The following is a 12389-nucleotide window of genomic DNA, read 5'->3' on the forward strand; positions in this document are numbered from 1 at the left end:
CCGGCGGAGGGTCAGCGGTCCTGGACGCGGCTGAGGAAGCGTGCGCCGATCTCGGCGACGTCCTCGATGGTCCAGTCGAGAGCGGGATCGGCGACGGTGATCTCGGTCATCGCCATGCCGGGCACGTCCGTCTCCTGCCAGCCGGCGGCGAACCACACCTTCTCGTCCTCCGCGAGCGCCAGCGCGGCGTCATCGAGCGCCTGCGCCGGATAGGGCAGCCACAGACGGAATCTCTGGGTGTGCGGAGGCTCCGGATACACCAACGCGCCGGGCAGGGCGGCGAGCGCCGCCGCGACGGTCCGTGCGTGTCGCACGTACTCGGGGATGCGGGGCAGCTCCCGGTCGAGACCGGCGAGCGCGCTCAGCGCGGCCGGCCACTGCTGGAACACCTGACCCCCGTAGCGGTGCCGCCAGACGCGGGCGTAGGAGGCGAGCTGCTCGGTGCCCGCGAGCGCCGCGCCGCTGAGACCGCCGATCGTCTTGTAGAACGAGACGTAGGTGCTGTCGGCGAGGTCGGCGATCTCGCTGAGGGTGTGCGCCAGATAGGGGGTGGATTCCCACAGTCGGGCGCCGTCGAGGTGGAGGCGGGCGCCGATGGAGTGCGCGGCGGCGGACGCGGCGGCGAGTTCGTCCCAGGTGGGGAGGACGAAGCCGGCGTCGCGCAGCGGGAGTTCGATGACGACGCTGCCCACGGGTTCGGCGAGCGCGCCGATCTCGGCGGCGGTGGGGTTTCGGGGTTCGGTGGTCGGCCAGGTGCTGCGCAGCCCGCTCAGGTTGGCGTAGGCATGCCGTTCGTGCACCTCCAGGTGGCCGAGCGGGTGCAGAGCCACCGTCGGGTGTCCGCTGCGCTCGGCGCCGTAGCGCAGCGCGACCTGCTGTGCCATCGTGCCGGTCGGGAAGAAGACGGCGGCCTCGGTGCCCAACAGCTCCGCCACGCGTTCCTCCAGCGTGGTGACCGGGCCGTCGCCGTAGAAGTCGGGCTGGCCATCCAGGTCGCCGCCCGCGGCCAGGTCGGCGAGCCGCTCCCGCATTGTCGCGGGGCGGCTGCCGGACAGGATTCGGTCGCAGGCGCGCTGTGCGGCCAGCCGACGCTGCCGTGTGTTGTGGGACATCGGCGGATCTTCGCACTTCAGCGCGCGGGGGCCAATCAGTTTGGCGACGGCAGGCGAGCGGTGTCGGCCCGCGACGATCCTCGGGACACGGTCCGGCCCGCCTGGTCGGTGACCAGGCGGGCCGGAGGTGTTCGCTACCGCTCAGGTGTCAGCACTTGATGGGCGTCAACCCGAAGTTCTCCACAGTGGGAGCGGCGGTGGCGATCTTCGTCTGACGGGTCTGGGGCTTCCAGCCGTCCTTGGCGACGATCATGGTGAGCGGGTTGTTGCGGCGGTCCAACCAGTAGGCGTACCTGCCCTCGGCATCGGTGGCGAAGGTGTACGACGCCGCCCACGAGTCGACCTGGACGACCGCGCCGGTGATCGGCGAGGTCGCACCCTGGCAGCTGGTGCCGGTGACCGTACCCATGAGCTTGCCCCAGGTCTTCGGGGGGTTCGCGGTCATGGTCACCGCGACCGGTGCCACCGAGTACGGGGTGTTCTCCGAGATCCCGACCGCGCCGGAGTAGGTGCCCGGCTGGTCCACGTTCGCCGTCATTCCGACGGTGACCGTGACCTTCGCGCCCGGCGCGAGGGTGGCCGACGACTTGTCGATGGTCATCCAGCTGACGTCGGCCGCCGACTCGGCGCACCCCTCGAAGCCCGGGAGCACCTCGCTGTTGGCCGCCGCGTTGAAGCTGCCGGACGAACCGCCGATCTTGTAGAAGCCGCACGCCGCACCACCGCGGTAGCGGGCCGTGTTGGCGTTCGGCAGGTTGGACCACGAGCCGGCGGCCGGGTCGAAGGCGAAGCCGGCGTTGCTGATGGCCCCACCCTGCGAGCCACCGACGACGAGCAGCTTGCCGTTGGCGACGGCGTACGAGCTGGCCCAGTTGTCGGCCGGCGCGTCGGCGATCGCCGTCCAGGTGTTGGCACCCGGGTCGAAGGCGTAGCTGGACTTCTGCGAGGCGGAACCGTCGTTGCCGCCGGTGCAGTAGAGGATGCCGTCGATCCCGCCGCAGGAGGCGAAGGCCACCGACTTCGGGTAGTTGGCCATCGTCTCCCAGGTGTTCCCGGCCGGGTCGTACCGGACGACGCTGTTCGACATCGGCAGGCAGTCCGCGGTGGTGCAGCCACCGACGGCGTACAGCTTGCCGTCGACGACGGCCTGACCGGCCGCGGCCCGTGGCGCCGGGTTGGCGGCCAGCGCCGTCCAGGTGTTGGCCCCCGGGTCGTACGACCAGGTGGCGGAGTCCGGGCCGGCGTCGCCCCAGCCACCGGTAGCGATGATCTTCCCGTCCGCGACACCCACGGTCAGGGCGTTGCGGGCACCCGGAAGGTCGGCGATCGCCGTCCAGGCCTGGGTGGCCGGGTCGTAGGCGTAGTTCTTGGTGGTGGAGGCGCTACCGTCGCCACCACCGAGCGAGTACACCTTGCCGTCCAGGTGCACCACCCGGTTGTCCATGATCGCGGACGGGTAGTTGGCGATGTCGGTCCACGGTGCCGCGTTCGGGCCAACCCCGGCGACGGCGGCCTTGGCGAACGTGCCGGACGCCTTGGCGGCGAACGACGTCGGGGCGTTGAGCCGCTGCTCCGGCGCGCCGCTGGCCCCGAGCACCTGTTGCCTGGTGACAGTGGACCCGTCCGCGCGGAGGAGTTCGAACCCGTTGTCCCGCTCGCTGAACTTCACCTCGACCGGCGCGCCGCCGGTGTTGGTCACGGTGAACGTCCTGCTGGCCTTGCCGCCCGGCATCTGGAGCGTCGCGCTCACCTGCGTCGGCGTCACCGACAGTCGACCGGCCGCGAGTTGGAAGTTCGCCACTGTCGCCCAGTCGGCCTCGACGTCGACCTGCTTGGTCTGGCTGACGTAGTTGCCGGCGCTGGCGATGAACGGGTGCGCCCCGGTCACCGTCGAGTAGATCCAGTAGAAGCCGTCGGCCAGCCCCGGGTCGTCCGGGGTCGCCACGGTGACGGCCTTCTCGGCGGGCCGGTCCTTGCTGGTGACGGTCGCGCCGTTGACGTAGCTGTTGTCGTTCTTGTCGCGGACGTTACCGACGACCAGACCGCCGTCGACCGGCACGCAGGTGACCTGGCTGCCGATCAACACGTTGTCGACCTCCCACCACCACTCGTACGAGGCGTCGTAGTAGCGGAACCGCACCTGCACCTGCGCCTGGCCGGCTGCCTGCGGGATCGGGATCTCGGTCACCCTCGGTCCCCGCACGTCGGTCTCCTGCCGGAGCAGGTTGGTCCAGGTGGTGCCACCGTCGATGCTCAGATCGACGTCGGCGGTGTCGTCGGCCAGCTGGTTGAAGTCCTGGTTGAACCGGACGACCGGTGCCGTGACACCGGTCAGGTCGACCACCGGGCTGACCAGCGAGGTGTCCTGGCTGCTGCCCGCTCCGTACGCGTCGCTGTCGATCATCGCGAAGTTGCCGGTGCCGCCGGTCAGGTTGCCCCGGTCGCCGTCGTCGGTGAACTTCCAGACCTGACCGCTGCCCGCGTTGTCCACGACGGTCCAGCCGGCCGGCGTGGTCGTGCCGTCGAAGGTCTCGTACTCACCGTCCGAGCCGAACGTGTATCCGGGGGCGGTGGTGCAGGCGGTGGTGTCCACCGGCACCGCGACATTGGCGGTGACATTGCCGGAACCGACCACGACCTCCTTGGTGACGGTCTGGTAGCCCGGGTACTGCGACTCGTACTTCAGGGTGTACGTCTGCCCGGCCGGCAGCGAGATGCTGTAGCGGCCGTTCGACGGGGTGGTGTAGTCGTAGACGCCGGACACGCCAGTGACGGTCACCTTCGCGTACAACGGCCAACCGTGGCCGGAGCCGTCGGTGACCGCGCCGGTGACGTTGACACTCGGCACCGGCGTCAGCGCGACGGTGAGCGTCGTGGTCGTGCCCTTGGTGACGGTCGCCGGCTTCGTGGTGCTGGCGTAGCCGAAGGCCGCCACGGCGACCTGGTAGTCACCGGTGGGCAGCTGGGTCGAGAACTTGCCGTCCGCGCCGGTGGTCAGCTCACGGGCGCTCGGGCCGGTGAGGGTGAGGGTCGCGCCGGCGATCGGGGCGCCGGTGGCCGCGTTGGTGACCGTGCCGGCCAGGGTGCCGATGTCGCCGGTCGGAGCGGCGTTGAGCAACGCGAGGGCGTCGAGCCGGCCCTCTCCGTAGACGTTGTTGTCGGCCGCAGTGCCACCGCACTGGTCGTCGGCCTTGTCGATGGCCGCGCCGTTGAGCAGCGCACGGGTCGCGTCGACGTCACCGATGAGCGACGGGGCCGCCGAGTACAGCAACGCGATCGCGCCCGCGAGGTGCGGCGCGGCCATCGAGGTGCCGCTGATGCTGCCGTAGGAGTTGCCGGGAATGCTCGACCGGACGTTCACGCCGGGGGCCGAGATGTTGGGCTTGATCTCGCCGTTCTGCCCGGTGCCCCGGGCGGAGAAGCCGGCGATGTTGTTGTTGACGTCGTACGCGCCGGTCGAGTAGTTGCTGGCGAGGCTGCCCGGCGAGCCGCTGGTCTGGCATGCCGGTCCGCTGTTGCCGTTGGACCAGACACCGAAGATCCCGGACGCGGTCCAGGCGTTGGTCACGTCCTCCATGAAGGGCTCGTTGGACGGGTCCCGGGTGCCCCACGAGTTGTTGATGACGTTCGGTCGCTTGCTCGCGTCCGCGTTCTGGCCGTTGAGGTCCAGCGGTTCGAGCATCCACTGACCGGATTCGATCAGAGCGGCGTCGCTGGGGCAGCAGCCGTTCGCCGCGATCCACCTGACCCCGGGGGCGACACCGATCTGGTTCGCGCCGTCGGAGCCCGCCATGGTGCCCATCGTGTGCGTACCGTGGCCGTCGTCGTCACAGGGGGCAGTCGCGCAGGTGCCGGCGGCGTCGAACCAGTTGTAGTTGTGGTCGAACGTCCCGTCGCCGTTGTTGCCGCGGTAGGAGTTCACCAGCGCCGGGTGGTCGAACTGGACCCCGCTGTCGATGCTCGCGACGGTGATGCCCTCGCCCTTGACGCCGTACTGGGACCAGACGTCGTCGGCGTTGATGTTGGCGACGCCCCACTCGAGGGCGTTCACGGTCTTCTCGTCGGTGCCCTTGGTGGTCTCGGGCACCTTGTAGGCAACCGGGGCGTAGAGGCCCTCGACCTCCGAGTGGCCGGCGAACTTCTGCGCCATCGCCAGCGAGCCGCTGCTCACCTTGATCGCGTTGGTGGCCCAGAAGGTCTGGTACTTCGCGCCCGAGCTGTCGAGGTCGGCCCGAATCTTGCCCTGGCTCGCCGCGGCGGTCTTGCGCAGAGCGTCCGCGACCGCGGTGCCACGCTTCGACCAGTCCTTGATGGCGCTGGCCTTGCTGAGGTCCGCCCGGTCCTTGAACCGGATCCAGAAGTCCCCTTCACTCTTGGCCTGGAGCTGCCTGGCGAGCTCCGGTCGGATCTTGTCGCCGGTCGGGGCGCCCGCCCCCATCCCGCCGCCCGGCGCGGCCTGCGCGCCCGAGCCCATGGTGGCCAAGCATGTCGCGGCGAGGATCGTCGCCGCCCCGGCGCTCACCAGTGATCTGGCCGCGCGCCGCCATCGTGGACGTCTGAACATCGGTGCTGCCTCCCTCAGAACGACCCAGGGTGAAGATGGGCCATGGCGAACCTCCCCCATGCACCGCGCGGGTCACGCCGGTTGCCCGAGTGGACACTATGATCGAGAAGAAAGGACGATCAAGAACTTGCCGTGAGCAACTTGTCGCTAAGAGTTGCCCTGCTGGCGGCGCGCTTGCCAATCATTGTCAGGACCATGACGAGAGTTGGGCAGGGATGCCCATCGATCCCGGGCGGTGCTGTGGCCGAGGACGACGAGGCAACGTTGAACAGGGGTGATCCGGCCGATGAGCCGTTCCCGCTGCTGATCGCGGTGACCCCGTCGCCGGCCGAGCGCATCCGGCTCGCGGAGCGCCTCGACGGCATCGCGCCACTGCTGCTGGTGGCCGACCTCGACGAGCTACGCCGGCTGATCGCCGCCCCACAGCAGGTGGCCGCCGCCGCGTCCGAGCAGGCGCCGGCCGCCGCCCTGGTGATCGACTCGTCCCGCTCCAGCGCCCGTTGCGGTGACCGTGAAGTCGATCTCACCCGCCTGGAACACGACCTGCTGACCTGCCTGATCACCGAGCCGGCCCGGGTCTGGAGCTACGCGGAGTTGCACCGGTCGGTCTGGGGTGACGAGGGGCGCGAACGCAAGGCGGACGTGCAGTCGCTGGTGAAGCGGCTGCGCCGCAAGCTGCACGACCTCGGCACCGGGGCCACCATCGACGTGGTTCGAGGGGTGGGGCTCCGGCTGACCGACCACCAGCAGGCGCGGGTCGAACGAGCCTGACGGCAGAACGCCCCTGCCGTTCCACCGAGGGACGGCGGGTCAGATCAGCCCGGCCCGGGCCCACAGCAGACGTCCCGGCCCGGCCACCAGGCCGACGCCCGCCAGGTTGGCGTGCACCCGCGCCGCCGACCAGCGCAGGGTGGCACGCCAGTGCGGGTTGGCGCGGGCAGCGGCACGACCGACCGCCGGTGGGATGCCCACCGCCGCGTACGCGTCGGGATGGACCAGGCGGTTGGCGATCGTGTAGGCGGCGCGACCGACCAACAGCCGGGCGTACGCCATGCCCGCCGGGCCGGTGGCCGCGACCGCGGCGGCGAGTTCCTCACGGGCGAACCGGACGTGTCGCGCCTCCTCGACCACGTGGATGCGGGAGACCATCCGGATGAGCGGCTGGAGCGACTCGTCCGCCATGATCTCGCGTTGGAACGCGTCGAGGATCTCCTCCGCGATGAGGATCGCGGCGTACATCCGGGGGCCGCTGGCGGTGGCCTTGAGGAAGCGCCCGAGGTGGTGGTCCACCGTGCTCGCGCGGTAGACCGGACAACCCATCGCCTCGATCAGCCGGCCGAACATGATGGAGTGCCGGCACTCGTCGGCGACCTCGGTCAACGCGTACTGGGCTTGTCGACTGGTCGGGTCGGCGCGGTAGTACTCCCGGATCAGCATCTGCATGAGGATGGTCTCGAACCACAGCCCGGCGCTGGCGGCGCTGGCCACCTCGTGCTTGGTGAGCTCGACGCGCTGCTCCTCGCTGAGTTGCTCCCACAGTGGCGTGCCGTAGAGGCTGCTGCGCTGCGGCGGGAGCCAGTAGGCGCCGGGGGTGTGCGGGGCGTCCCAGTCGATTTCGACTGTGGGGTCGTAGCTGGTCCGCAGTGAGGACGTGAGTAGTCGCTCGGCGACCGCCGCACGCCCGGTTTCCGCCGGTGCGGCCTCCATGGCTCCTCCATATTGACGTGACGACGGGTAACTGTTACGAGTAGTAGCATGCAATCGCCGCTCAACGATGTCAATGCATCCGACTCGCCGGCCACGCCCCCCGACGGCGGTCCGAAGGCGAAGGGCAACGGCCGTCGGGACCGCTGGGCAGACCATCGTGAGCAACGACGGCAGGAGCTGGTCGGGGCTGCCGTACAGGCGCTGCTGCGGCACGGGCCGGAGGTCGACATGGAACAGGTCGCCGCCACGGCAGGCGTCAGCAAACCGGTCCTGTACCGCTACTTCGCCGACAAGTCGCAGCTCTGGGTCGCGGTGAGCGAGGTGGTGGCGGCCCGGGTGGTCGACGCCATCGCGCCCGCCGTCGAACAGGTCCGCGAGGAACGTGGCCTGGTCGAGGCGACGATCGACGCCTACCTGGGCGTGATCGAGTCGGAGCCGAGGCTCTACCGGTTCCTGATGCACCAGTCCGGCGACCCCGGCATCCACCAGGTGATCGCCGGCACCAGCCGGCAGGTGGCTGCCGGGCTCGCCCGGGTGATCGGCGACCGGCTCCGTACGCTGGGCCTGGACGCCGGTCCCGCCGAACCCTGGGCGTACGGCCTGGTGGGTTTCGTGCAGGCGGTCGGCGACTGGTGGACCACGCACGGCCAGCCGATCAGCCGGGCCGCCCTCACCGACTACCTGACCGCTCTGCTGTGGAGCGGCATCGAGGGGGTACGGGCCAGCGCCGACCTGCCGCACGAGCTCACCCGCGCCCACGAGCGGATCGTGCCGTGAGCTACCACGGCCCGGCGGGTGTCGAGGGCACCTCGGTCCGGGTGCACCTCAGCGGGCGGTGGGAGCCGGTCGACGGCCGCTTCCACTGGGGCGGACGGATCGAGCCCGAGCCACGGGTGGCCCACCTGCTGCGCTCCGGTCGGCGCGACGTCGAGGTGCGCATCGCCGATCGCGTCCGGGCCGCCCGACTGGCCGAGGTCGATCCGTGGGGCGGCGTACGGATCACCGGCGTGGGCGATCCGCCCTGGCCGCCCGTTGCCGACTCGACTTCCGCGCCCGAGCCCACGGAGGGGTGAATGGAGACAGACGTTGCCATCATCGGCGCCGGCTTCGGTGGCCTGGGCGCCGCCATCCGCCTCCAGCGGGCCGGCTTCACCGACTTTCTCGTCTTCGACAGGGGTGACGACGTCGGCGGCACCTGGCGTGACAACACGTACCCGGGCTGCGCCTGCGACGTCCCGTCGCACCTCTACTCGTTCTCCTTCGCCCCCAACCCCCGCTGGTCGAACACGTTCTCCGGTCAGCCGGAGATCTGGGACTACCTGCGTGGCTGCGTCGACCGCTTCGGGATCCGCCCGAGGTTGCGCCTGCGCCACGAGGTGCACGAGGCGAGGTGGGACGAGCAGCGCCAACGGTGGCTGCTGCGCACCTCCGGCGGCGACCACAGCGCCCGGGTCCTGATCTGTGCGGCCGGCCCGCTCAGTGACCCGGCCATCCCCGACCTGCCCGGGATCGACGGGTTCGCCGGCACGGTGTTCCACTCTGCCCGTTGGCGGCACGACCACGACCTGACCGGTCGCCGCGTCGCGGTGGTCGGCACCGGCGCGTCGGCCGTCCAGTTCGTGCCCCAGATCCAGCCGACGGTCGAGAGGCTGACGCTCTTCCAGCGCACGCCCGCGTGGATCATGCCGAGGTTGTCGCGCCGGATCAGCGGGGTCGAGCAGGCCGCGTTCCGCACGGTGCCCGGCGCGCAACGGGCCGCCCGGGCGGGGCTCTATCTGGTACGCGAGGGCATGGGCCTGGGCTTCCTGCACCCGGCGGTCAACCGCCTCGCCTCGCGCCTGTCCCTGCGTACGCTGCGGCGTCAGGTCCCCGACCCGCACCTGCGGGACAAGCTCACCCCCCGCTACGCGATGGGCTGCAAGCGGGTGCTGATCTCCAACGACTACTGGCCGTCGCTCACCCGACCGAACGTCGACGTGGTCACCGCCGGCATCGCTCGAATCGTGCCGGAGGGCATCGTCACCAACGACGACGTCCACCACCGGGCGGACACGATCATCTTCGGGACCGGCTTCCACGTCACCGACTCCCCCGTCGTCCGGCGCATCCACGGTCGGGACGGGCGCAGCCTGGCACAGGCGTGGACCCCCAGCATGCACGCGTACCGGGGCACGACCATCGCCGGCTTCCCCAACCTGTTCTTCCTGCTCGGCCCGAACACCGGGCTCGGGCACACCTCCGTGGTGCTGATGATCGAGGCACAGCTGCACCTGGTGCTCGCGGCCCTGCGTCACATGCGGGCCAAGGGCATCGGGGCCATCGAGCCCACCGATGACGCGCAACGGCGCTGGACCGAACGGATCGATCAGAAGATGACCGGCACCGTGTGGGAGACCGGTTGTCAGAGCTGGTATCTCGACAGCACCGGCCGAAACACCACCATCTGGCCAGGCTTCGCCACCAGCTTCCGGATGCGGCTGCGCCGGTTCCGCCCGGCCGACTACCAGGTCGCCACGGCCAGGAACACCCCCAACGACACGGAACGGGAGCACGCCGATGCGGTATGACCTGGCGGGCAGGACGGTGCTCATCACCGGCGCGGCGCGCGGCATCGGGGCGCAGATGGCCCGCGAGGCCGTCGCCCGGGGCGCCCAGGTCGCCGTCGTTGGCCTGGAGGGCGAGCTGCTCAAGCAGCTCGGTGCCGACCTCGACGCGCACTGGTACGAGTGTGACGTCACCGACCAGGCGGCGTTGGACGCGGCCGTGGCGTCCACTGTCGACCGCTTCGGTGGCATCGACGTTGTCGTGGCCAACGCCGGCATCGCGAACCTCGGTACCGTCGCCGTGGGACCGGTCGACGCGCTGGTCCGTACCGTCGAGGTGAACCTCTGCGGCGCGATCCGCACGGTCAGCGCGGCGCTGCCCCACGTCACCGCCGCCCGTGGCCACGTCCTGATCATCTCGTCGGCCGCCGCTTTCACGGCGATGCCCGGGATGGCCGCCTACTGCGCGTCCAAGGCAGGTGTGGAGCAGTTCGCCAACGTGCTGCGCCTGGAGACCCGCGCACGCGGCGTCACCGTCGGCACGGCGCATCCGATCTGGATCGACACCGACCTGGTCCGCGACATCCGTGACGACCTGGCGTCCTTCCGCGCCACGCTGCGCCGGTTGCCGTGGCCGCTGTCCACCGTCGTCCCGGTCGAGCAGTGCGTCGAGGCCCTGCTCCGCGGCATCGAGCGCCGCAAACGCAAGGTGTACGTGCCCCGGTCGCTCGCCATGGTGCAGGCGCTGCGGCCGGTGGTGCTGAGCGGCCTCTCGGATGGGTTGATCACCCGCTTCGGCGGCCAGACCATGGTCGGCCAGATGGAAGACGAGGTACGCCAGCTCGGGCGTTCCTTCGGCAGGACGTCGGTGGGAGGGCAGTCATGAGCATTCATTTCCGGCGTGCGGGCAGCGGCGAGCCCCTCGTGCTCATCCACGGCATCGGTCACCGCCATCAGGCGTGGGAGCCGGTGTTCGACCGGCTCACCGCCCACCACGAGGTGATCGCGCTCGACCTGCCCGGATTCGGGAACTCTCCGGTGCCCGGCACCGGCATGCCCGCCGACATGGCCGCCACCGTGGCCGGGGTCCTGCCGGTCCTGACCGAGTGGGGGCTGGAGCGTCCGCACGTCGCCGGCTACAGCCTCGGTGGGGCGATCGCCCTGGAGCTTGCGGCGACGGGAGCGGCCGCCTCGGCCACCGCCTTCTCCCCCGCCGGCTTCTTCACCCCGGCGGAGCGCCGACGCGCGCTGGCCATCCTCCGGATGCTGCGGGCCAACTCGCACCTGCCCACCCCGATCATGCGGGTCGCGCTGCGCTCGGCGTACCTGCGGGCGTTGTGCTTCGCGCCGCTGATGGCCCGCCCGACGCTGCTGGATGTCGAGCGCGCGGTGGGCGACGCGCTCGCCCTGCGACGGGGGCTCGGCTTCAACGCCGTGGCCCGAGCCGCCCGCGACTATCGCTTCGACTGCCTTCGGCTCTCCGACGCGACGGTGCCGGTGACCATCGGCTGGGGCGACCGGGACCGGATCTTCGGCGTCCACCAGGCCGAGCGCGCCCGGGCGGGCCTGCCGGCGGCACGGGTGGTGACGCTGCCCAGGTGCGGGCACGTGCCGATGAGCGACGACCCGGACCTGGTCGCCGGGCTCATCCTGGAGACCACCGGTGCCGTGCCCCGCACCGAGCGAACGGTACGTCCGTCTCCGACCAGCGTCTCGAGTCAGGAAGATCACTTCACACTCTAAAAACTTGCAGGCTGTGCAAGTTCGCTCCTAATCTCGCTCGCGTGACCGACACCGACCAAGCCGCGCCCGGGCGTCGCGACCGCAAGAAGGCGCAGACGCGGGCCGCGCTGACCGCCGCAGCGCTGCGACTGGTCGCCGAACGCGGTCTGGAGCACGTGACGGTGGAGGAGATCAGCGAGGCCGCGGACGTGTCCTCGCGGACCTTCTTCAACTACTTCACCTGCAAGGACGAGGCACTCACCGACGATCCGGCGCTCGACGGCAACCCGGTCGTGGCGCGCCTGGCGGCCACACCTGCGCAGGTGCCGACGTTGCAGGCCGTCCGGCTGGCCCTCGACGAGGCGATCGACACGATCCAGGCCGACCGGGAGTTGTGGCGGCTGCGGCTGGCCGTCATCACCCAGAACCCCGCGCTGCTGCCCCGGCTGGTGTCCGGCAACATCGCGACGGAGCGAGCCATGGTCTCGGTCATCGCCACCCGCCTCGGCCTAGGTCCCGATCACGGCCTCCCGCCGCTCATCACCGCTGTCACCGGTGCTGCCTTCCACACCGCGATGCTGCGCTGGTCCGCCGGCGACGACGCCCGCCCCCTGCGTGACTTCGTCGACGAGGCGTTCGCCGCGATCGCCGCGGGGCTGCCGGATCCGCCGTCCCCCTCCTGACCCACCACTGCCCGCCCCGCCGCACCAGCTTCGGGGCCAGTCAACTCGTCACAAACCC

General features: G+C 70.7%; 10 protein-coding genes. 7 read left to right on the plus strand and 3 right to left on the minus strand.

The genetic code is table 11. The annotated features are described in order from the left end of the window. Positions 1 to 11 precede the first annotated feature (11 nt). Both HNR22_RS06550 and HNR22_RS06555 read right to left on the minus strand, forming a co-directional pair. Positions 12 to 1112 (minus strand): threonine aldolase family protein, encoded by a 1101-nt coding sequence (locus tag HNR22_RS06550; protein ID WP_179779556.1) that lies wholly within the window; start codon positions 1110 to 1112, stop codon positions 12 to 14. 148 nt (positions 1113 to 1260) lie between these two features. Next, positions 1261 to 5586, minus strand: a complete 4326-nt coding sequence (locus HNR22_RS06555) for a S8 family serine peptidase (RefSeq protein ID WP_246380700.1) — start codon at positions 5584 to 5586, stop codon at positions 1261 to 1263. 285 nt (positions 5587 to 5871) lie between these two features. Between HNR22_RS06555 and HNR22_RS06560 the strand changes: the two genes are divergently transcribed. Continuing rightward, complete coding sequence (locus HNR22_RS06560) at positions 5872 to 6447, plus strand: winged helix-turn-helix domain-containing protein (RefSeq protein ID WP_179779558.1); 576 nt, start codon at positions 5872 to 5874, stop codon at positions 6445 to 6447. 39 nt (positions 6448 to 6486) lie between these two features. Here HNR22_RS06560 and HNR22_RS06565 read toward each other — a convergent pair whose 3' ends face one another. Then, positions 6487 to 7383, minus strand: a complete 897-nt coding sequence (locus HNR22_RS06565; RefSeq protein ID WP_179779559.1) for an AurF N-oxygenase family protein — start codon at positions 7381 to 7383, stop codon at positions 6487 to 6489. A gap of 48 nt (positions 7384 to 7431) precedes the next feature. Between HNR22_RS06565 and HNR22_RS06570 the strand changes: the two genes are divergently transcribed. The 6 genes from HNR22_RS06570 to HNR22_RS06595 are packed head-to-tail and all read left to right on the plus strand — an operon-like array spanning position 7432 to position 12331. After that, the gene (locus HNR22_RS06570; RefSeq protein WP_179779560.1) at positions 7432 to 8160 is read left to right on the plus strand and encodes a TetR family transcriptional regulator; all 729 of its coding nucleotides are present in this window, start codon (positions 7432 to 7434) and stop codon (positions 8158 to 8160) included. After that, positions 8157 to 8456 carry a DUF4873 domain-containing protein gene (locus tag HNR22_RS06575; protein WP_179779561.1) on the plus strand — a complete coding sequence of 100 codons (300 nt, stop codon included), beginning with the start codon at positions 8157 to 8159 and terminating at the stop codon, positions 8454 to 8456. The genes HNR22_RS06570 and HNR22_RS06575 overlap by 4 nt, the downstream gene beginning before the upstream one ends. Next, complete coding sequence (locus tag HNR22_RS06580) at positions 8457 to 9950, plus strand: flavin-containing monooxygenase (protein WP_179779562.1); 1494 nt, start codon at positions 8457 to 8459, stop codon at positions 9948 to 9950. Further along, positions 9940 to 10812 carry an SDR family oxidoreductase gene (locus tag HNR22_RS06585; RefSeq protein WP_179779563.1) on the plus strand — a complete coding sequence of 291 codons (873 nt, stop codon included), beginning with the start codon at positions 9940 to 9942 and terminating at the stop codon, positions 10810 to 10812. The genes HNR22_RS06580 and HNR22_RS06585 overlap by 11 nt, the downstream gene beginning before the upstream one ends. Next, positions 10809 to 11669, plus strand: a complete 861-nt coding sequence (locus HNR22_RS06590; protein WP_179779564.1) for an alpha/beta fold hydrolase — start codon at positions 10809 to 10811, stop codon at positions 11667 to 11669. Before HNR22_RS06585 ends, HNR22_RS06590 begins: the two co-directional genes overlap by 4 nt. Before the next feature lie 41 nt (positions 11670 to 11710). Then, on the plus strand, positions 11711 to 12331 hold the full coding sequence (locus HNR22_RS06595) for an acyl-CoA-like ligand-binding transcription factor (RefSeq protein ID WP_179779565.1): 621 nt from the start codon (positions 11711 to 11713) through the stop codon (positions 12329 to 12331). Positions 12332 to 12389: the final 58 nt, after the last annotated feature.

Origin of the sequence: Micromonospora jinlongensis, from assembly GCF_013410645.1 — a bacterium.
Taxonomy (GTDB): Bacteria; Actinomycetota; Actinomycetes; order Mycobacteriales; family Micromonosporaceae; genus Micromonospora; species Micromonospora zamorensis.